Source organism: Klebsiella sp. WP4-W18-ESBL-05 (assembly GCF_014169075.1).
GTDB lineage: Bacteria > Pseudomonadota > Gammaproteobacteria > Enterobacterales > Enterobacteriaceae > Kluyvera > Kluyvera ascorbata_B.
In genome coordinates, this window is sequence record NZ_AP022057.1 from 2,737,640 (window position 1) to 2,757,894 (window position 20,255).

16 protein-coding genes and 3 pseudogenes are annotated in these 20,255 nt (G+C 57.8%); 8 read left to right on the plus strand and 11 right to left on the minus strand.

The annotated features are described in order from the left end of the window. Positions 1-7: 7 nt before the first annotated feature. Together tsaB and H7R58_RS13250 are read right to left on the minus strand one after the other, a co-directional pair. A complete protein-coding gene (tsaB, locus tag H7R58_RS13245) occupies positions 8-703 on the minus strand; it encodes a tRNA (adenosine(37)-N6)-threonylcarbamoyltransferase complex dimerization subunit type 1 TsaB (protein ID WP_182934378.1) in 696 nt (231 codons plus the stop codon). 67 nt (positions 704-770) lie between these two features. After that, on the minus strand, positions 771-2,681 hold the full coding sequence (locus H7R58_RS13250) for an ATP-dependent DNA helicase (RefSeq protein WP_106927672.1): 1,911 nt from the start codon (positions 2,679-2,681) through the stop codon (positions 771-773). Positions 2,682-2,809: 128 nt separating this feature from the next. Here H7R58_RS13250 and H7R58_RS13255 point away from each other — a divergent pair, with 128 nt between their 5' ends. Beyond that, a complete protein-coding gene (locus tag H7R58_RS13255; RefSeq protein ID WP_182930434.1) occupies positions 2,810-3,154 on the plus strand; it encodes a RidA family protein in 345 nt (114 codons plus the stop codon). Between the two features lie 100 nt (positions 3,155-3,254). On the opposite strand, the gene H7R58_RS13260 is transcribed toward H7R58_RS13255, so the two are convergent. The 5 genes from H7R58_RS13260 to H7R58_RS13280 are packed head-to-tail and all read right to left on the minus strand — an operon-like array spanning position 3,255 to position 8,601. Then, positions 3,255-4,397 (minus strand): alginate lyase family protein, encoded by a 1,143-nt coding sequence (locus H7R58_RS13260; RefSeq protein WP_106927907.1) that lies wholly within the window; start codon positions 4,395-4,397, stop codon positions 3,255-3,257. Between the two features lie 7 nt (positions 4,398-4,404). Then, positions 4,405-5,499, minus strand: a complete 1,095-nt coding sequence (locus tag H7R58_RS13265) for an ABC transporter ATP-binding protein (RefSeq protein ID WP_106927675.1) — start codon at positions 5,497-5,499, stop codon at positions 4,405-4,407. A gap of 10 nt (positions 5,500-5,509) precedes the next feature. Next, positions 5,510-6,349: a carbohydrate ABC transporter permease gene (locus tag H7R58_RS13270; protein ID WP_064544808.1), complete on the minus strand. Its 840-nt coding sequence runs from the start codon at positions 6,347-6,349 to the stop codon at positions 5,510-5,512. A 9-nt stretch (positions 6,350-6,358) separates the two neighbouring features. Continuing rightward, positions 6,359-7,300, minus strand: a complete 942-nt coding sequence (locus tag H7R58_RS13275) for a carbohydrate ABC transporter permease (RefSeq protein ID WP_223878943.1) — start codon at positions 7,298-7,300, stop codon at positions 6,359-6,361. An 11-nt stretch (positions 7,301-7,311) separates the two neighbouring features. Continuing rightward, positions 7,312-8,601 (minus strand): ABC transporter substrate-binding protein, encoded by a 1,290-nt coding sequence (locus H7R58_RS13280; protein WP_106927677.1) that lies wholly within the window; start codon positions 8,599-8,601, stop codon positions 7,312-7,314. Positions 8,602-9,122: 521 nt separating this feature from the next. Between H7R58_RS13280 and H7R58_RS13285 the strand changes: the two genes are divergently transcribed. Both H7R58_RS13285 and H7R58_RS13290 read left to right on the plus strand, forming a co-directional pair. Beyond that, complete coding sequence (locus H7R58_RS13285) at positions 9,123-10,361, plus strand: alginate lyase family protein (protein ID WP_106927679.1); 1,239 nt, start codon at positions 9,123-9,125, stop codon at positions 10,359-10,361. Further along, a complete protein-coding gene (locus H7R58_RS13290) occupies positions 10,361-12,358 on the plus strand; it encodes a heparinase II/III domain-containing protein (protein WP_182930433.1) in 1,998 nt (665 codons plus the stop codon). The genes H7R58_RS13285 and H7R58_RS13290 overlap by 1 nt, the downstream gene beginning before the upstream one ends. Before the next feature lie 30 nt (positions 12,359-12,388). On the opposite strand, the gene H7R58_RS13295 is transcribed toward H7R58_RS13290, so the two are convergent. Then, positions 12,389-13,108, minus strand: coding sequence for a phosphodiester glycosidase family protein (locus tag H7R58_RS13295; protein ID WP_106927683.1), 720 nt, complete (start codon positions 13,106-13,108; stop codon positions 12,389-12,391). Positions 13,109-13,111: 3 nt separating this feature from the next. Then, positions 13,112-13,291 carry a YoaH family protein gene (locus H7R58_RS13300; RefSeq protein ID WP_106927685.1) on the minus strand — a complete coding sequence of 60 codons (180 nt, stop codon included), beginning with the start codon at positions 13,289-13,291 and terminating at the stop codon, positions 13,112-13,114. A 91-nt stretch (positions 13,292-13,382) separates the two neighbouring features. Between H7R58_RS13300 and pabB the strand changes: the two genes are divergently transcribed. From pabB to H7R58_RS13320, 4 genes and pseudogenes are all read left to right on the plus strand, one after another. Further along, positions 13,383-14,738 carry an aminodeoxychorismate synthase component 1 gene (gene pabB, locus H7R58_RS13305; protein ID WP_182930432.1) on the plus strand — a complete coding sequence of 452 codons (1,356 nt, stop codon included), beginning with the start codon at positions 13,383-13,385 and terminating at the stop codon, positions 14,736-14,738. Between the two features lie 2 nt (positions 14,739-14,740). Continuing rightward, positions 14,741-15,319 carry a CoA pyrophosphatase gene (locus H7R58_RS13310; RefSeq protein WP_106927687.1) on the plus strand — a complete coding sequence of 193 codons (579 nt, stop codon included), beginning with the start codon at positions 14,741-14,743 and terminating at the stop codon, positions 15,317-15,319. A gap of 164 nt (positions 15,320-15,483) precedes the next feature. Continuing rightward, on the plus strand, positions 15,484-16,848 hold the full coding sequence (sdaA, locus tag H7R58_RS13315) for an L-serine ammonia-lyase (protein WP_182934379.1): 1,365 nt from the start codon (positions 15,484-15,486) through the stop codon (positions 16,846-16,848). A 136-nt stretch (positions 16,849-16,984) separates the two neighbouring features. After that, positions 16,985-18,541, plus strand: a pseudogene (locus H7R58_RS13320) (EAL domain-containing protein). Positions 18,542-18,602: 61 nt separating this feature from the next. Here H7R58_RS13320 and H7R58_RS25610 read toward each other — a convergent pair. Continuing rightward, the gene (locus tag H7R58_RS25610) at positions 18,603-19,397 is read right to left on the minus strand and encodes a hemolysin family protein (protein WP_413774320.1); all 795 of its coding nucleotides are present in this window, start codon (positions 19,395-19,397) and stop codon (positions 18,603-18,605) included. 14 nt (positions 19,398-19,411) lie between these two features. On the opposite strand from H7R58_RS25610, the pseudogene H7R58_RS25615 reads away from it, so the two are divergent. Beyond that, positions 19,412-19,459: pseudogene (locus H7R58_RS25615) on the plus strand (hypothetical protein); the annotation flags it as partial. Between the two features lie 106 nt (positions 19,460-19,565). Here the strand turns inward: H7R58_RS25615 and yoaE are convergent. Beyond that, positions 19,566-20,162 (minus strand): annotated as a pseudogene (gene yoaE, locus H7R58_RS25620) (CNNM family cation transport protein YoaE); the annotation flags it as partial. Positions 20,163-20,255: the final 93 nt, after the last annotated feature.

Consider the following 20,255-nt stretch of genomic DNA (forward strand, 5'->3'; position numbering starts at 1 on the left):
CTAAGATTCATTCGCGGCCAGGAAGTTTCTTCCACGCAACTTCATTACGCAAATAAACGGGTTCCGCTTTGTCTACGGCGACCGTTTTGCCCTGAGCCAGTAGCTGACAGGCAATCGGCAGCATATCTTCGGCCTCAGGCAGGTTAACTCCACCGTCGCGCAGCGTCACGCTTGTTCCCTGCGCCATCTCAGGCCATGCGGCCCAGCCGGTGCCAACGGTGGCCCATTCGCCGCTCAGGGCGCTCAGGCGCTGCTGTACCGCTTCCGGCTTAAGCACCGCTTCGCTTGCTTCGCCGTGCCATACGCCCTGCTCATCACGCTGGTACTCCGCCCAGTACACTTCGCCCATGCGCGCATCGATAGCGGCCAGTACGCGGGTTGCGCCCTGTTTGCGCCACGCCCCCTGCGCCATTGTCGCCAGCGTGGATACGCCGATCATCGGCAGATCGGCGCCTAGCGCCAGCCCCTGCGCAATACCAATGCCAATACGCACGCCGGTAAAGCTACCCGGCCCGCGGCCGAACGCCAGCGCGTCGAGGTCGGTAAGGCTCACGCCGCCTTCAGTGAGAATATCCTGCACGATCGGCAGAATACGTTGAGTGTGTTCACGAGGACAAAGCTCGAAGTGAGCACAGGTTTTACCATCATCCCACAGGGCAGCCGAACAGGCTTCCGTGGCAGTATCGATAGCCAGAATTCGCATGGTTAGTCGCGCTCTCGCAGTTACGGATCAACAAAATGACGCGCATCTTATCACACTTTGCCACGCATTACCGCGTCGATGACAGCGCCAGGAATCGCACCGCCCGGCGAATATCGCGGGTGCGCGGGGCTGGCGGCAGGCTGGCGAGGAACGTTGCCCCATAAGGGCGCATCACCAGACGGTTATCGCAAATCACCAGCACGCCGCGATCGTCAACGTCGCGGATCAAGCGGCCCACGCCCTGCTTGAGGGTAATGACCGCATCAGGGAGCTGCACCTCCTCAAACGGATCGCCGCCACGCAGGCGACAGTCTTCCATTCGCGCCTTCAGCAGCGGATCGTCCGGCGAGGTAAACGGCAGCTTGTCGATAATCACCAGAGAAAGCGTATCGCCGCGCACATCAACCCCTTCCCAGAAGCTGCTGGTGGCAACCAGCAGGGCGTTCCCGGCGCTGACAAATTGTTGCAGCAGTTGGCCTTTACTGGTTTCACCTTGTAACAACACCGGCAGGGTCATGGTGGCGCGGAACTGCTCGGCGAGATCGCGCATCATGGCGTGCGAGGTGCACAGCATAAAGCAGCGCCCGTCGTTGGCCTCAATCAGCGGCTTAAGCATCGCGGCCAGATGGCGCGCGGCGCCGGGCTGATTGGGCAGCGGCAGATTGCGCGGCACGCAGAGCAGCGCCTGGCTGGCGTAGTCGAACGGGCTTGGCAACAGCAGCGAGTGCGCCGCTTCAATGCCCAGTCGTTCGGTAAAATGGTGCAGATCGTCGTTCACCGACAGGGTGGCAGAGGTGAAAATCCAGCTGCCCGGCTTGGCCGCCATCACTTCTTTGAATTTATCCGCGACGGTCAGCGGCGTCAGCGCAAGGGTGAAGTGGCGGGAATTACATTCATACCAGTAGCTATAGCCGGGTGTGTTGATCTCTTTTAACCGCTTAAGCCGCGCACGGTAGAGCGTGGCCCGTTCAAAGGCGGCGTCGAGCAGCGCGGAGCGGCCGAGCGACAGCTTTGCGACGTCGTAACACAGCTCAAGCGCATCGTCGAGCAGCAGCAGCGCGCGCTGCACGGCGCTGTCCGCCAGCAGATCGCGCAGGTTTCCGCGATAGCCCGGGTCGCCCACCTGCAGGCGGAAATCCTGCGTCGCCTGCGCCAGGCGGTCGGCACATTTCTGTAGCTGCTGGGTATCTTTGAGTTCAGTGCGGTAGGCAATAACCACGTCTTTCGCGAGATCCAGCAGCTGGCGGCTGGAAAGCGACTGGCCGAAATACTGGCTGGCGATATCCGGCAACTGGTGGGCTTCATCGAAGATCATCACATCGGCCTCGGGGATCAGCTCACCAAAGCCGCTCTCTTTGACCACCATGTCGGCAAGAAACAGGTGATGGTTAACCACCACCACGTCAGCGTCCATGGCTTTTTTACGCGCCTTCACGACAAAACAGTCCTGATACTGCGGGCAATCGCTGCCCAGGCAGTTGTCATTAGTACTGGTGACCAACGGCCAGGCCTGGGAGTCTTCAGGGACGCTCACGCAGGTGCTGATATCGCCATCAAGCGTCTGGTTAGCCCAGCTACGCAGCAGGATCACATCGCTCAAGGTGTTAACAGGCAGGTCGCCGCCCGCCAGCGCCTGCTGCTCCAGACGTTCGAGACACAGATAGTTTGAGCGCCCTTTCAGCAGCGCCAGCTTACCGGTGAACGTCAGCGCCTTCGCCACGGTGGGCAGATCCCGACTGTAGAGCTGATCCTGTAACGCCTTGGAGCCAGTAGAAATAATGACTTTTTTACCCGCACGTAGCGCGGGTGCCAGGTAGGCATAGGTTTTACCGGTACCCGTACCGGCTTCCACTACCAGCGGCTGACCTTCGTCAATCGCCTGAGCGACGGCGTGCGCCATCTGACGCTGCGGTTCACGCGGTTTAAACCCGGTTATCGCCTGCGCAAGCTGGCCGTCTGCTGCAAAATCGTCCGTCACGTTACCCCCTGGAAAAATTTCCAGTGATTATGTCAGGCCAATCGGGCTTACGCCAGCCGAAGTCGTGACGCGGCGGCGACAATGTGGCAGTCTTAGCGCGATGACGTGATGTGAATAAGGAAATGGAAATGACAATTGTACGTATCGATGCCGAAGCGCGCTGGTCTGATGTTGTGATCCACAACCAGACCCTCTACTACACCGGCGTACCGACAAACCTGGACGCCGATGCGTTTGAGCAGACGGCAAATACGCTGGCGCAGATTGACGCGATGCTGGAAAAACAGGGCAGCAATAAGTCGCGCATTCTCGACGCCACCCTCTTCCTGGCGGACGGCGATGATTTTGCCGCCATGAATAAAGCGTGGGATGCGTGGGTGGTTGCCGGTCACGCGCCGGTGCGTTGCACCGTGCAGACGAAGCTGATGAACCCGAAATATAAGGTTGAGATTAAGATTATCGCCGCGGTGTAAATCAGTATGCCGTGCCTCCCCGGATCGGTGAGGCACGGTATCTGCACGCCGCCATCCGGCAACGTGCGCCAAATGCCTGATGGCGCTACGCTTATCGGGCCTACAATCCCGGACACCACATCAGCTGCTCTTTCAACTGTAGCGTCTCCTGCGGCAAGCACTTCAGCACGTCACGATAGCTCGCCGACTGCTTTGGATACCCGCGCACCGTCTGCAACAGGACACGCAGCGCGCTGTCCCAGACAATCCCCTGCAAATCGCTGTATGGCCAGAGATCCGGTTCGCGGATAAACGGTACCAGGTAGTCAATTCCCTGCTTCACCCCGCGCCCGTCACGAATGTGGTTCCAGCGATCGAACTCAACGTGCTCGGCATAGCGGTTGAGCAGCAGGTGCGCCTCCAGGTTAAACAGCGAGTAGTGGAACGGAATAGTGCGCTCCAGTTCCATCGTCTGCTTGCCGTCCTGGTCAATCTGCGCCGCCATACGCTGGGTGATCCCCTGCTCAATAATCCTCGCCACCAGCCCTTTGTCACCGTAGAACAACGCATTCACCGCGCGCTGGGCGTCGTACCAGGTGCCGTGGTTGTTGTGCCAGACATATTCAGAATGGCCGATTTCGCTGTAGTACATCCAGTGGTTAAAGTCGCGGAACCACTGATGTAAACCGATAATATCGTCGGTATCCAGTACGCTGGCGCCGTTAATCAGCCCGATGGTGTCCACCACCATCCACAGCAGGCGGGTATCGATAAGCCCGGTGCCGCGCCCGGAAACAATCCCCGGAATGGCCTGGCCATAGTTCAGATGCGGGTTCATACGCGTATCCGCGTCAAGGAACCAGCAGCGTATCTGCTGCGCCGCAGCCTGCGCGTACTGACGCTGACCGGTGAAATACCACGCTAAACCTAAAGTCAGGCAGCGTTCACACATGCGGATAATTCGCGACGTGTCGGTATCGTTATTTTCACACTGCGGGTTAATGTGCCCGTCGCGGCGAATATACGGCAGCCCGTTGGGCCGCCGGGGATTGGGCCACCAGTAGGTGCCCAGACTGTAATAATCATGCGCATCGCCGCTCGCCGGGCGCAGCTTCTTATGCACCACGCTTTCCGGCGGCTCGCGCCGAAGCTGGTCCGCCTCGGCCACCAGCTTGCTCAGCGCCAGCTGCAGCGGCGAAAACGGCTGTTTCAGCCCCGCGCGGGCGTTTTCAAGGCAATTTTCATCAAGGGTGTACAGCTTCATCGCCACCTTATTGTTCCTCCAGGCATGCTATGCGCTGGCCGCTTTGTGCGTCGAACAAATGCACGCCGGAGAGCTTCGGCTGCAGCCAGATATTATCGCCCTCTTTCACCGCCAGGCGCTGCTTAAAGACCGAAGTAAAAGCGCCGCCGCCGGTGTCGCAGAACAGCTGCATGTCTGAGCCGGTGTTTTCCACCGCCGTGACCTTTGCCGCCAGCGCATCATCGCGCGCCTCGTGCACCACGTTGACCTGTTCCGGGCGAATCGCATACACCACCTGCTGGCCATGTTTGACCTGCATGCCCGTCGGCAGCGCCAGCAGCGAACCATCCTTCAGACGCAGGCTGGTGACGCTGCCATTGAGCACCACTTCGCCCGGCAGTTGGTTGATTTCAGGCGATCCGATAAAACCAGCAACGAACAGATTGGCCGGCTGGTCATACAGCTCCAGCGGCGTCCCGGCCTGTTCGATACGACCATCGCGCAGCACCACAATCATCTGGCCCATAGTCATGGCTTCAATCTGATCGTGGGTCACGTATACCGAGGTGGTTTTCAGGCGTCGGTGCAGGTCGCGAATCTCGCCGCGCACCTGGGTACGCAGCTTGGCATCCAGGTTAGAGAGCGGTTCATCAAACAGGAACACCTGCGGTTTACGCACGATAGCGCGCCCCATCGCCACGCGCTGACGCTGGCCGCCGGAAAGGTCCTTTGGCAGACGCTCCAACAGCGGTCCCAGCCCCAGCAGCGACGCAGCTTCGTTCACTTTGTCGTTAATTTCGCCTTTCGGCAAACGCGCCATTTTCAGGGCAAAGCCCATGTTTTCACGCACCGTCATCTGCGGATAGAGCGCGTAGCTCTGAAATACCATCGCAATATCGCGCAGTTTTGGCTCCACGTCAGTGACGTTCCGCTCGTTAATATGCACTTCGCCGCCGGAAATCTCTTCCAGACCGGCAATCATCCGCAGCAGCGTTGACTTGCCGCAGCCGCTCGGGCCCACCAGAACGCAAAACTCGCCGTCAGGAATAGTCAACGACACATCTTTAATGACGTGTGCCTCGCCGTATGATTTACGCACGTTATTCAGTACAACGGATCCCATCGGTAGCTCCTTATCCTTTGACCGCGCCGGACATAATCCCGCGGTTGAAATGTTTTTGCAGGCCCAGGTAGACGATGATGCTCGGCAGCATCGCTAACAGCGTAATGGCGATAAAAATGTTTGGCGTGATGCTCTCATCGGTACGCAGCGTGCCGAGGATCACCGGAATGGTGTTCAGGCTGTCCTGGTTCACCACAATGAGCGGCAATAAATACTGGTCCCAAATCATGATGAAGCCGAAGGTGACCACCGTGCCCAGCGCCGGCTTCACCAGCGGCAGGATGACGTGGAAGAAAATCTGCCACTCGTTGGCACCGTCAATCCGCGCCGCCTCTTCCAGCTCTTTCGGAATCGCCGACATAAATTCGGTCAGCACGAAGATGGAGAACGCCCAGCCGACCACCGGCAAGATCATCCCGAGGTAGCTGTTGTACAGCGAGGCGTCAATAAACGGCAGCCGCCAGTTAATGATCATGTACAGCGGAATGGCGATGACCTCTTCCGGCAGCATCATGGTCGAGAGAATGACCAGGCTCACCAGCGCCACGCCGCGAAACTTTTTACGCGCCAGCGCATAGGCGGCCAGCGCGCTCACCGACACCTGCAGGATGGTGCCGAAGAACACCACCAGGATGGAGTTCAGCAGATACTGCCAGACGCCAATGTCCTGCCAGGCAAAGATAAAGTTTTCCAGCGAGAACTGGTTCGGCCACGCCAGCAGCTCCCCCGGCTTCACCGGCGCGCCGCTGAACGCGGTCGCGACGATGCCCCAGAATGGTCCAACAAAAACAATCAACAGCAGCGCATAGATGCACCAGCGACCTGCGGTATCCCAACGTTTACTTAACATCGCGGCTCCTTAGTAACGTGCGATACGTTTTTTCAGCGTCAGATGGCAGATGGTTAACACCACCGTGAAGGCGAACAGCAGGAATGACACCGCCGAGGCGTAGCCGTAGTCGAACTGTTCAAAGCCCAGTTTGTAGATATGGGTCATGATCATCTCCGTGGCGTTAGACGGCCCGCCGCCGGTGGTGGCATACACTTCGGCAAACACACGGAAGCCACGAATGAACGAAAGCATCAGCACTACCGACAGCGCGGGGATCATGCCGGGCAGCGTGACGTAGCGCAGGCGGTTCCACCAGTTTGCGCCGTCGACGTTGGCGGCGTCGTACAGATCGCGGCTAATGCCTGCCAGCCCGGCGATGAAAATCACCATGTTGTAGGGCACCGCTTTCCAGATATGCAGCAACATAATCACCCCAAGCGCCTGATCGGAGCTGGCCAGAAACCCCTGGTCGGCCACGCCAAACCAGCTGAGAATATGGTTTACCACCCCATTCGGCGTTGGGTTGAACAAAATACGCCACATTTCGGCGACAATCGCCGCACTGGTTACCGCAGGCAGGAAGATGGCGGTACGGATGAAACGCAAATGGCGCGCCGGGCCTTCCAGCAGCATCGCGAGGAAGAACGCGAGAATTGCGGCCGCAAACATCGTCACTAATACGTACAGCAACGTGTTGACGACCGCCGCGTGCAGCTCCACGTCGGCAAAGGCACGGGTAAAGTTCGCGAACCCCACCCATTCGTCCGGCTGGTTAAAGTTGACCTTATAAAAGCTCATCACCAGACCCTGGATCATCGGGATAAACTTAAACCAGCTGAAGATCACCAGCGCCGGGGCGAGAAACAGCCAGGGTATCAGCGCCCGTTTGCGCTTTGCCGTCAGCCAGCCGGTCGCGTCAGGCGAAGCGGCTTGCTTTAGCGGCGAGGACTTCGTCTCATGCAGCGTCATCACTTACTCCTTTATTTAGCCAGCACATTTTGTTTCGCCAGCTCGGCATTGACCTTCTCGTCCGTCTTTTTCAGCTCTGCGGTAATATCGCTGTTACAGTCAGCAAAGATACGGTTGAAACCGTCGGCAGCGACCTGACGCACCGGCGTCCAGTTAGGGATTTGCGGTACGTAACGGCCCTGCTCGTTATACAGGCGGGCAAAAGTCTCCCAGCGGTCGTCCTGATAGACGTCCTTCACGTTGACATTCTGGTTCACCGGCAGGCGCACCACCGGAATATGCTGGCTGCCCTTGCCCATCCCGATCTCCTGCCCTTCCGGCGAGATCATGAATTCAATAAATTTGCGCGCCGCCTCTTTCTGCTGGCTGCTTTTCATCATAAAGACGGTGGTTCCTTCGGCGAGGGTCGCTTCGCCTTTCGGCCCGACAACCGGCACCACTTCGAATTTCTCCTTACCTGGGTCTTTATCAAACAGCGCAATATGGTACGGGCCGCTGAAGAACATCCCGCTCTGCCCGGAACGGAACGACGGGATCACGTCGGCAGTCGTCGCGTTAATCGCCCCCGGCTGAGTCACCTTCTCGCACATCATGGTGCGCATAAAGGTCATCGCCTGCGCGACCTCCGGCGTAGCCAGCGAGGCGCTGAACGTCCCGTTATGTTCTTTGACGAAATCACCGCCCGCCTGCCAGATAAAGCTGCTCATAAACCAGCTGGCGTAGCCGCGCGTGGTGGAGCCCGGCATGATAAAGCCGTAGGTATCGTTTTTACCGTTGCCGTCCGGATCCTGGGTGGTAAACGCTTTGGCCAGCGTCTGAATATCCTCCCAGCTTTTCGGCTGCGGCAGACCCAGCTTTTCACGCCAGTCCTTGCGCACAAACAGCGCGAAGGTTTGCGCCGAGGTCGGTACACCGTAGTACTTGCCATCGATATAACGGGTGCTGTTCCAGGCGGTAGGATAAAGCTGGTCGCCGCCGCTGATGGTTTTCGGGTCGATCTCATCAGCAATACCGAGCTGTATAAACTGGCCCAAAGAAGCCGCATCGTTGAAGATCAAATCAGGTAGGGCGTTGCCCGCCGCCGCACGCGCCAGGCGCTGCTCGAAGTCGGTCGTGGCATTGAAGTATTCAATTTTTATCCCGGTCTTCTTCTCGAACGTCTCGGCCTCCTGCTTATAGATATTCTTCGAATCGTTGCTGGCGCGGATCCAGACGTTAAGCGTCGTGGCGGCGTAGCTTTGGCTCACACCAAGACCCAGGGCGGAAAGCAGTAATAATGAACGTAATTTATTCGCAGACATGGTGGCATATCCTTTATTGTAGGGCACAACGGTAAATAAATTCGCACCGGCTGTTTATCATTTCCTGATAAGCAGCCGACATTAATACAACGGACGTAAACGTTATTTTCGAATATTAAATAGAAATGTATTTTCCAATACAACCACGCCAAAAAGAAATCCCATTTCAAAAACGCAAAAGTTGAATCAGATCACATGAAAAAGTGATAATAAAAGTGACTTAATTATTAAATCATTAAAAATCATAAAGATATAATTTTACGCATTTCATTGAAGGAATCAAAAAATGTAGAAAATGGCCAAAATATGTGATCCGCACTACATTAAATGCGCCATTTTTTATTCACACCGCTAAATATGATGAAAGTCACAAAAAAAATCACTTTGTCTTTTACACTGCACGCAATCCTATTTCAGAAATTATTTTGTTAATTAAAAAGCCTGCCTTTTGCGTTTTATTAAATACGCAATGGGGTAATTCTCTTGTTATCTTTTCTCATATTTGCAGAAGGGTTATCACTATGAGTTCAATACCACGTCAAGGACTATTAGGCATTGCCTTACTCTGTTCCGGGCTGAGCGCGTCGCTGTACGCCGCCGAACCGTACACGCTGGATGCTAAAGATCTGGCCTTCAGCCGTCAGCAGATCGCCGCCAAAGACCCGCTGTTCGTGCAGGCCGAAGGCGCGCTGTTGAAAAAGGCGGATCTGGCGCTAAAGCACCCGCTGTTTTCAGTTATGGATAAGTCGCTGGTCGCCGCCAGCGGCAACAAGCACGATTACTACAGCTTCCCGCCTTACTGGTGGCCGAACCCCGACACCCAAGACGGCTTGCCGTACATTCGCAAAGATGGGCAAACCAACCCCGATGCCAACAGCGACGCCACCGACAAAAACCGGCTGGTGAAGATGAGCAACGATGTCTCGACCCTGGCACTGGCCTGGTATTTCTCACATGACGACCGCTACGCACAAAAAGCGGCCGCGCAGATAAAATCCTGGTTCCTCGATCCTAAAACCTACATGACGCCCAATCTCCAGCATGCCCAGGCCATTCCCGGTATTAATACCGGGCGTGGCATTGGGATCATCGACAGCCGGGCGCTGGTTGAGGTGGTTGACGCCATCGCCATTCTGCAGCCGTCCGGTGTGCTCAGCGACAAAGAGATCGGCGAGCTGAAGACGTGGTTCGGTGATTTTTATCACTGGATGACCACCAGCCAGAACGGTTTTGAAGAAGAAAACTGGCACAACAACCACGGGACCTATTTCGATATGCAGGCCGCGACATTTGCGCTGTTCAGCGGCAACGCCGACGAAGCCAAAAAACGGCTGTACATCACCCAGCTACGCCGCATCGCCGGGCAGTTTGACATAGAAGGCCGCCAGATGGCCGAGCTGGAGCGCACGCGTCCCTGGCACTACAGCAACTTTAACCTTGACGCGTATAACCGTCTTGGTCGCCTGGGCGAAAAAGCGGGCGTCGATATCTGGAACTTTACCCTCGACGATCACAGCCTGCGCAAGGGCTACCAATACATCGCCGGCTTTATCAACAGCGACGCCGCCTGGCCGTGGAAAGATCTCGATAAAATGGATGACAAAAAAGCGCTGCGTAACCTTGCAAGCGCCGCTCACGCCTGGCCGGATGACGCACAGTTCCGTGAAAAAGCCCGGTGGCTGCGGGCAAAATATCCTGACGATATCACCACGCTGATTGCCCCGCTGCCAGCGTCGACAGAGGCCAGGGAAAACCAATAATGAAACAATTTTCTGGGCTATGGCCCGAGATTGCCAGACGTGCAGCCGGCAATAGCGGCCTGATTGAACGGCTCATTAAGGATGCACAACCGGCGCTCCACGCTGCGGTCTGTATTCCGCAAAGCGGGATCGCCACCTGGAATCTCTACTATTTTTGTCCGCACCACGGGGTGCGGCTGACCTGGCAGGCGGACTCACCGCACCATCATCGCTGCCCGGTGGACGGCGAAGTCTTCAGCGGCGAGCCGTGGGACGGCGCATGGTGGCGAGAAATGAACGGGCGCAACGCCAGCGCCTGTCAGCAGTTGGGGCTACTGTGGCAATTGACTGGCGAAACCGCCTACCGCGACAAAGTACGCACCCTTCTGATGGGCTACGCTGACGTTTATCCGGCCTATGAAGTGCATGGCGATATTCCGCACAACGGCCCGGGGAAAATGAACGCGCAAACTCTGTGCGAAGCCAACTGTATTCTCGATATGGCGCTGGGCTATGACTTTATTTGCCAGAGCCTTAGCGTGGCCGAACGCGAGCATATCAGCCGCCACCTCCTGCGCTGTGCGGCGACCTTTTTACAGGCGCATCGCAGTCCGCAAATCCATAATCATGAGGTGAAAATCAACGCCGCCCTCGGTGTACTGGGTTTTGTGCTGGAAGATGACAGCCTGCTGGAGTTTGCCGTTAACGCTCCCTACGGCCTTCGCTGGCAGCTCGAGCACGGCCTGCTGGCGGAAGGTCTGTGGTTTGAAGGTTCGGTACACTACCACTACTACGCGCTACAGGGCTTTTTTGCCTTTGAAAAACTGGCGCGCGGCAGCCGCTGGAGCCTGATTGACGGCCCGTGGTACCGGCAGATGCTCAGCTTCCCGCTGTCGCTGCTGCTCCCCGACGGTACCTTCCCACGCCTGAACGACTGCATTGCCGGTCAGGAGAAGCTGCACCACCGGGATCTGTACGAATTCGCGTGGTTTATCTGGCGCGATCCGCAGTACGCGGCGGTGCTGCAGTTTACCGATGTGCAGACGGATGAAATGGAAACGCTGCTCTGGCGCGCCCAACCGCTGCCAGAGGTCGCGGCCTCCCCCATCCCCGAGCATTCCCTGTTTGCCCCTGGTGCCGGTTTAACCCTCTGGCGTCGGCCGCAGCAACGGCAGGCGGTGCTGATAAAACACAGCCCGTGGGGCGGCGAACATGACCACTACGATCGCCTGAGCCTGCTGCTGTGGCACCGGGACGGCTGGCTACTACCGGATCTGGGCACCACCGGCTACGGGGCCCGAATGCACTATGACTACTACAAAAACAGCGCTACTCACAATACGCTAACGGTTAACCAGACCAATCAGCCGCCTGCCAACCCAACGGTACTGGGCCAGCATCAGGGTGACGACTATTTGTGGCTGGATTGCGAGGTGGACTGGGGGCAACCGCCGCCGACGCTTAACAGCCACACCCGCGTCGAGTGGGACGCCGAAGCCTGGCGCGAGGTACGCTTCCGCCGTCGTCTGCTGTGGCTGGACGATGTGCTGATCGACCTTTCGACGGTCGATAATCCGCATCGCCAGCAGCTTGACTGGACGCTGCATCTGGCGGCGCAGGCGCTTGACCAAAGCGGCACACCGCAGCCGTTCTCACTAGGCGGTCCGCTGCGAAACATGTCGTCGTCGACCGTCACGCCGCTGTATGGCTGCCAGCCGCGCCACTTTGCTCGCGAAGGCGATACCTTCGCCCTGTGGCTGGCCGGTGACGGAGAGCTGTGGCAAGGGCTGGCGCCGGATAACCCGGCGGTGAGCGACCTGAGCTATCTGGTTATGCGTAACCATCTGCCGCAGGCACAGTTTGTCTGTCTGTGGGATTTGGCTACCCGCTCACCGCTCACTGAAGTCAGCGTACACACCGCACGAGGCGCTACGCAGCTCACCTTCTGGCGAGGCGAGCGAGCGGCGCACGTCACGCTGCACGACGACCCTCAGCTGTTGCCGGATATCCAGCTTTAACCCGCCGCCTTCCGGCAACGGAAGGCGTATCTACCGCTTCTCAACGGTAATCAGGGTGACGAAAGGATGATACTGCCAGGGGATCGAGCCCCCCTGCTGGTACATTTTAGAAATGGTGCCGTCCAGATAGAGCATCTGCCGGACGTTGAGACGAGATTTTGCATAGCAGGCAAAATCGTAGAAATTGGTTTCGCGTTCGCTCAGCATAAATACCACCTTTCCCTGAGCGGTGATGCCGACGCCGTTGCGCAACTTGCGCGAACTGGCCGACGGCTTGAGTCGCCAGTTGATGATGCCATTTTCAATCAGCATCGGGCCGGACTGAACCGCGTAGTCCATGCCCTTCGTCGACTTTAGCTTATCGAGGCTGACAATCCCCGCCTGCTGACCACGCAGATAGAATACGCCCCCGGGCTTAATGAAAAAGTTGCCGCCGCCGGAAGCCCGGTTGAGGGCCGCTTTGCGCTCGCCGTTTTCAATGTACAACCCCAGCGGCGCATAGGCTTTATCGTAGATTCCGCCGTTCATCGCCATGTGCACCCGACCGTCGTCGTTAATCACATTAAGCAACCCACGCAGCGAACCGTAGGCCTTACCGTCGGGCTTAAGCCAGTACATCGCAATACGCTCGCGAGCAGCATCAACGGTATAGCTTTGCAGCGTCAGTTGAGGATCGGTTAGCGAGCAAGATTCTGCGGCCGCTGCTGTCAGCGGCGCTATCGCCAGCAGCAGCGTTAAACGGGATGCCATCGCTTACTCGTCTTCGTCCTCAAAGCGGGCGACGATGCGCTCACCGGTGTGGTTCGCACGCAGTTCATCGGCTACCAGCGCAATAGCCTGGCCGCTCGCCATACCTTGCGCCATCAGTTCCTGAATACGCTCGACGGCTTTCTGCTGCTGCTCATGGCTCAGTGAAGGTAATCCTGCAAACATTATTGACTCCTGCTACATTGTGGGCGCTTATTATTTCATGCTGCCCGATTCTTCGCCAGAGGCAGCGCAGACCTGGCTGGACAGAATAACCATGTTACACCCTTCTACGATGACGCTGCCGTGGCGACAGGACGCCGCGGAATTCTATTTTGCCCCGCTCAGCGCCTCTCCGTGGGCGATGATGCTGCACTCCGGCTACGCCGATCACCCGCACAGCCGCTATGACATCGTGGTCGCCGAACCCTGTGCCACGCTGGTAACCCACGGCGAAATAACCGTGGTAAACCACGATGGCAGCAGCCATACCTCAACGGCTGACCCGCTACATCTGTTGCAGCAGACGCTGGACGCGCGCGGTTTTGCTCGCGAGCCGTTAAGCGATTTACCCTTTACCGGCGGTGCCGTTGGGCTTTTCGGCTATGATTTGGGGCGACGGTTCGAAACGCTGCCGCAGCACGCCGAACGCGATATCACGCTGGCAGATATGGCGGTTGGCCTCTACGACTGGGCGCTGATTGTCGACCACCAGCGCGAGGTCGTCACCCTGCTCAGCTACGGCGATATCGATGCGCGTCTGGCATGGCTCCAACAGCAGGCAATGCCTGAGACCGAGCCCTTTGCTCTGACGTCGGCCTGGCACTCAAACATGAGCCGCCAGCAGTATGGCGAGAAGTTCCGCCAGGTGCAGGCCTATCTGCACAGCGGCGACTGCTACCAGGTCAACCTGGCGCAGCGCTTTCAGGCCCGCTATCGCGGCGACGAGTGGGCAGCATTTGTCCGCCTGAATCACGCCAACCGCGCGCCGTTCAGCGCATTTTTACGTTTTGCCGACAGCGCTATTTTAAGCCTGTCGCCGGAGCGTTTTATCCAGCTGGAACAAGAGCAGATCCAGACCCGCCCGATTAAAGGCACCCTGCCGCGCCTCGACGATCCGCAGGCCGACGCCGCGCAGGCGCAGAAGCTGGCCGCATCGCCGAAGGATCGGGCAGAAAATCTGATGATTGTCGACCTGATGCGCAACGACATTGGCCGCGTGGCCACGCCCGGTAGCGTACGCGTGCCGGAACTGTTTGTCGTCGAACCCTTCCCGGCGGTACACCACCTGGTGAGCACCATCACCGCCGAACTGCCCGCCGCGCTGCACGCCAGCGATCTGCTGCGCGCCGCTTTCCCCGGCGGCTCCATTACCGGTGCGCCGAAGGTGCGGGCAATGGAGATTATTGACGAGCTGGAGCCGCATCGTCGTAACGCCTGGTGCGGCAGCATCGGCTATCTCAGCGCCTGCGGCAATATGGACACCAGCATTACTATCCGTACCGTCACCGCTACCGGCGGCACGCTTTACTGCTCCGCTGGCGGCGGTCTGGTCGCCGACAGTAATGAAGATGCGGAATATCAGGAAACATTTGATAAAGTGAATCGTATCTTACATCAATTGGAGTCCTGAACATGGAAGAGCGTTCGCTGAATCTGGACGACTTTCTCTCCCGCTTTCAGCTGCTTCGCCCGCAGCCCAGCCGCGCGGCCTTAAACGCCCGCCAGGCGGCGGTGCTCGTGCCCATTGTGCGCCGTCCCGAGCCGGGTCTGCTGCTCACGCAGCGCTCAGCGCGTTTGCGCAAACACCCCGGACAGGTAGCGTTCCCCGGCGGCGCGGTAGACAGCAGCGACGCCTCGCTGATTGCCGCTGCCCTGCGTGAAGCACAGGAAGAAGTCGCCATTCCGCCAGAAAGCGTGGAAATTATCGGCATGCTGCCGCCGGTCGACAGCGTCACCGGTTTTCAGGTGACGCCGGTGCTTGGCGTGATCCCGCCGAATTTGCACTATCACGCCAGCGAAGATGAAGTGGCCTCCGTGTTCGAAATGCCGCTGGCCGAAGCGCTGCGTCTGGGCCGTTACCATCCGCTCGACATCCACCGTCGCGGCAATTCGCACCGCGTCTGGCTCTCCTGGTATCAGCACTATTTTGTCTGGGGCATGACCGCCGGCATCATTCGTGAGCTGGCGCTACAAGTGGGCCTGAAGCCCTGACTATACTTATCATAACCGCCGGTTTTCAGTATTAGTAAAATCACAGAGATTCATTAGTTAAATTCATGTGAATAGTTAAGCTGAACGCCGGGTTCCCTCATACACTATGCGCAGTTATTACATCGTTGCCGCAACAACGCGGCAACCCTGTCAGGAGTGTTAAAGTGATTAGTATATTCGACATGTTTAAGGTGGGGATTGGTCCCTCATCTTCCCATACTGTAGGGCCGATGAAGGCTGGCAAACAGTTCGTCGATGACCTGGTCGAAAAGGGACTGATTGATGACGTGACGCGCGTTGCCGTCGACGTCTACGGTTCACTGTCCCTCACCGGTAAGGGCCACCATACCGATATCGCGATTATTATGGGCCTGGCGGGTAACCAGCCGGACACCGTCGATATCGATGCGATCCCGGCGTTTATTCGTGACGTAGAAACCCGCGGCCGCCTGCTGCTGGCCAACGGGCGCGTGGAAGTTGATTTCCCGGCCGATGACGGCATGAGTTTTCGCAGCGAAAACCTCTCGCTGCATGAAAACGCCATGCGTATTCACGCCTGGGCCGGAGAAACTCTGGTTTACAGCAAAACCTACTACTCTATCGGCGGTGGCTTTATCGTCGATGAAGAACATTTCGGCAAAGAAGCCAGCGACGCGGTCAGCGTACCCTACCCGTTTGCTTCCGCCACGGAAATGCTCGGCTACTGCAAAGAAACCGGGCTGTCGCTCTCCGGTATGGTGATGCAAAACGAGCTGGCACTGCACAGCAAAAAAGAGATTGAAGACTATTTTGCCAACGTCTGGCAGACCATGCGCGCCTGTATCGACCGTGGCATGAACACCGAAGGCATCCTGCCTGGGCCGCTGCGCGTCCCGCGCCGTGCCTCTGCGCTGCGCCGCATGCTGGTGTCCAGCGATAAGCTCTCCCACGACCCGATGAACGTGGTTGACTGGGTGAATATGTTTGCGCTGGCGGTCAACGAAGAGAACGCCGCCGGTGGCCGCGTGGTTACCGCACCGACAAACGGGGCCTGCGGGATCGTACCGGCGGTACTGGCCTACTACGATCACTTTATCGAGTCGGTAAGTCCGGATATCTACATCCGCTATTTCCTTGCGGCGGGCGCTATTGGGGCGCTGTACAAGATGAACGCGTCTATTTCCGGTGCCGAAGTAGGCTGCCAGGGGGAAGTGGGCGTGGCCTGCTCAATGGCGGCGGCCGGCCTCGCGGAACTGCTGGGCGCGAGCCCGGAGCAGGTATGTATCGCGGCGGAAATCGGCATGGAGCACAACCTGGGGCTGACCTGTGACCCGGTGGCCGGTCAGGTGCAGGTGCCGTGCATTGAACGTAATGCGATCGCCTCGGTGAAAGCGATCAACGCCGCGCGGATGGCGATGCGTCGTACCAGCGAGCCGCGCGTGTCGCTCGATAAAGTCATTGAAACCATGTACGAGACCGGCAAAGACATGAATGCCAAATACCGCGAAACGTCGCGCGGCGGTCTGGCCATCAAAGTACAGTGTGACTAATCAGCCTTTTCACCCACCCCCTAATACGGGTGGGTGATTTATCTCCTTATTTTCCTCACAATTTTCGCTTCCCACTACACTTGCTGTGTCGGCACTGGTATTTTCATTATCAATACATCCGCACTGAGCATCGGAAATGCAGACAGCACAATGGATTATCAGGCAGTACCTCCGTAAGCGAATCGCGGTATGTATGGTGATCGCGGTCTGCGCCTTCGCGCTCACCCTGGGGACACGATTTATTTCGCAGCGTGGCGAAAATCAGAAACAGCTAGACCAGCTCACCGCGCATTCCGTTTAGCGATTGAATAAAATATTACAGCCGCTGCAATCTCGGCGCAGCGACATGCTTGCGCTGGTGGGCCAGCCCTGTCAGGCCATCCATTTGCCGTTGCGCAAGCTGGCCGTTGCGCTGCAAACCGTGCGCTCTATTGCGCTGGTAAAAGCCGGTAAGCTGTACTGTTCCAGCGCGCTGGGCGCACGTGACGTTGCGCTACACAGCCTCCAGCCACAGTTGCCCAGCCGTCTGCCGCTGCTGGCGCTGACGCTCGATCACTCCCTGATCGTGGGAACACCAATTCTGATTCAGTGGTACCCGGCCTCCGACGACGGTCAGGACGGCGTCATGGTCTCGATTAATATTGATTTGATCAGCAATATCATTCTTGAACCCTCGCCGCCGTTAATTAACCGTATCAGCCTGAACGTGGGCGATCTGAATTATCAGCACGGTCCCGGCATTAATAACGCGCTGTCGCCGGGTGACGACAAAATCTATACCCGTACATCCACCGCCTTCCCCTTTAGCATCAGTGCCTTGAGTCCGGGCCCCGCGCGGCTTGCGCTACGCAATCTGATCACCGATCTGCCGCTGGCAATTATTATGAGCGTGCTGTTTACATGGATCGCCTGGCTGGCAACCGCTGGGCGGCTGAGCTTCTCACGCGAGATCAACATGGGCATCGCCGGTAAAGAGTTCAGCCTCTACTGTCAACCGCAGATGGACGCCCGTATGCAGCGCTGCATCGGCGTTGAGATCCTGCTCCGCTGGCACAATCCCCGAGTGGGCTGGGTAGAGCCGGACGTGTTTATCCCGATTGCGGAAACGCAAAACCTGATTATTCCCCTTACCCGCTATGTCATCAGCGAAACGGCGAAAAAACTGCATTTGTTTCCCAACGATCGCGCGTTTCAGATAGGTATTAACGTCGCGGCTGCGCACTTTAAACATGGTCGGCTGCTGAAGGATTTACAGCAGCACTGGTTTAGCTATCAGCCGGTACAGCAGTTGACCATCGAGTTAACGGAACGCGATGCTCCGCATGATGTGAGCTATCCGCTACGCAGTGAACTGGGAAATCATCAGGTTAAGCTGGCAATTGACGATTTCGGAACCGGCAATAGCTCCCTCTCCTGGCTGGAGATGCTGCATCCTGACGTGCTGAAGATTGATAAAGCATTCACCGCAGCAATTGGCACCGATGCGGTGAACTCCGCGGTGACGGACATTATCATCGCGCTGGGGCAGCGCCTGAATATTGAGCTGATTGCAGAAGGGGTTGAGACGCAGGAGCAGGCGCTTTACCTGCAGCGCCACGGCGTGCATTTACTGCAGGGATATTTGTTCTCACCGCCAATGCCGCTGGCGGATTTCCCCCGCTGGCTGGCTGAGAATGAAGCAGAAAAAGTCTAGCCGCAGGAGCAGGCAAAACCCCGGCGTCAGCGCTGATACGCCTCGGCCGGGTGAACACGGATTACGCGTCTTCGTCGTGCGGTGAAGACAGCTTCAGCACCCGCACCTGATCGATACGGTAGCCGTTGGCCTCGGTCACGGTGATTTGCAGCGGCGGCAGTTCAACCGTTTCGCCCACTGCCGGAATCTGCCCGTTGACGGCAATCACCAGCCCCGCCACGGTGGCGTAGTCGTGATCTTCGTCCACGAGGTTATCCAGGCCTAGCGTCTGCTGTAGCGCGTGCAAATCGGTAGTACCTTTCACCCGCCAGCCTTCGCCATCGGCCACGATTTCCGGCGTTTCATCGGCATCCGGGAATTCACCGGCAATCGCTTCCAGCACGTCCAGCGGCGTGACCAGCCCCTGCACGACGCCAAACTCGTTGGTCACCATCACAAAGCTACCGCGCGCCCGGCGCAGCACGCCCAGCAGGTTAATCGGGTCCAGCGTGTCCGGGACGATAATCGCCGGGTTGGCGGCAGCCAGCGCTAACACATCTTCACCGGCTTCCAGCGCCACCAGCAGCTCTTTGGCGCGCACAATACCGACAATTTCATCCAGTTCGCCCCGGCACACCGGGAACAAGCTGTGCGGCGACGACAGCAGCTGCTGACGGATTTCATCAGCGTTCAGATCGGCATCGACCCAGCTGATTTCGCCACGCGGCGTCATGATGCTGCGCAACGAACGCGAGGCCAGCGTCAGCACGCCGTTAATCATGTAGCGTTCTTCTTCCACGAAGGCCCCTTCCGGCACCGGCACGGTCGTCGTGTGGCCTTCTTCCTGCGCGGCGCTGACCGGTTTGCGGTTGCCCATCAGGCGCAGGATGGCGTCTGCCGTGCGCGCACGCAGCGGCAGCGTTGACTGATGACGGATAAAGTTACGGCGCGCAATCTGGTTAAACAGTTCAATGATGATCGAGAAGCCAATTGCCGCGTACAGGTAGCCTTTCGGAATATGGAAGCCAAAGCCTTCAGCCACCAGGCTCAAACCGATCATCAGCAGGAAGCTCAGACAGAGCACCACGACCGTAGGATGTTCGTTCACGAATCGCGTCAGCGGTTTAGACGCCAGCAGCATCACGCCCATGGCAATCACCACGGCGGCCATCATGACCGGAAGATCGTTCACCATGCCGACGGCGGTAATCACCGCATCCAGCGAGAACACGGCATCCAGCACCACAATCTGCAGCACCACCACCCAGAAGCTGGAGTAGCCCTTACCGTGGCCTGAGTCGTGCTGGCGGTTTTCCAGCCGCTCATGCAGCTCGGTGGTCGCTTTAAACAGCAGGAACAGGCCGCCGACCAGCATAATCAGGTCGCGTCCGGAGAAACTCTGCCCCCATACGCTAAACAGCGGCGCGGTCAGCGTGACCAGCCAGGAAATAACGGAAAGCAGCCCCAGACGCATCACCAACGCCAGCGACAGACCAATAAGGCGGGCTTTATCACGCTGCTTTGGCGGCAGTTTATCGGCCAGGATGGCGATAAACACCAGGTTATCAATACCGAGAACAATTTCCAGAACGACAAGCGTCAACAATCCGGCCCAAATTGACGGGTCCATCAACAGTTCCATAAACCACTCCAACGAGAGACGTGACGAGTCATCGCTATGTCATGTTTAAGCGAGACGATACCGGGCGATAAAAAAAGGTGGCGCAGAAGGCCG

Bases quoted from the DNA above. Each gene is read 5' to 3' on its own strand.
- tsaB (WP_182934378.1), bottom strand. From the start codon at position 703: ATGCGAATTCTGGCTATCGATACTGCCACGGAAGCCTGTTCGGCTGCC.
- H7R58_RS13255 (WP_182930434.1), top strand. From the start codon at position 2,810: ATGACAATTGTACGTATCGATGCCGAAGCGCGCTGGTCTGATGTTGTG.
- H7R58_RS13260 (WP_106927907.1), bottom strand. From the start codon at position 4,397: ATGAAGCTGTACACCCTTGATGAAAATTGCCTTGAAAACGCCCGCGCG.
- H7R58_RS13265 (WP_106927675.1), bottom strand. From the start codon at position 5,499: ATGGGATCCGTTGTACTGAATAACGTGCGTAAATCATACGGCGAGGCA.
- H7R58_RS13270 (WP_064544808.1), bottom strand. From the start codon at position 6,349: ATGTTAAGTAAACGTTGGGATACCGCAGGTCGCTGGTGCATCTATGCG.
- H7R58_RS13275 (WP_223878943.1), bottom strand. From the start codon at position 7,300: ATGACGCTGCATGAGACGAAGTCCTCGCCGCTAAAGCAAGCCGCTTCG.
- H7R58_RS13280 (WP_106927677.1), bottom strand. From the start codon at position 8,601: ATGTCTGCGAATAAATTACGTTCATTATTACTGCTTTCCGCCCTGGGT.
- H7R58_RS13285 (WP_106927679.1), top strand. From the start codon at position 9,123: ATGAGTTCAATACCACGTCAAGGACTATTAGGCATTGCCTTACTCTGT.
- H7R58_RS13290 (WP_182930433.1), top strand. From the start codon at position 10,361: ATGAAACAATTTTCTGGGCTATGGCCCGAGATTGCCAGACGTGCAGCC.
- H7R58_RS13295 (WP_106927683.1), bottom strand. From the start codon at position 13,108: ATGGCATCCCGTTTAACGCTGCTGCTGGCGATAGCGCCGCTGACAGCA.
- H7R58_RS13300 (WP_106927685.1), bottom strand. From the start codon at position 13,291: ATGTTTGCAGGATTACCTTCACTGAGCCATGAGCAGCAGCAGAAAGCC.
- pabB (WP_182930432.1), top strand. From the start codon at position 13,383: ATGTTACACCCTTCTACGATGACGCTGCCGTGGCGACAGGACGCCGCG.
- H7R58_RS13310 (WP_106927687.1), top strand. From the start codon at position 14,741: ATGGAAGAGCGTTCGCTGAATCTGGACGACTTTCTCTCCCGCTTTCAG.
- H7R58_RS25610 (WP_413774320.1), bottom strand. From the start codon at position 19,397: ATGGGCAACCGCAAACCGGTCAGCGCCGCGCAGGAAGAAGGCCACACG.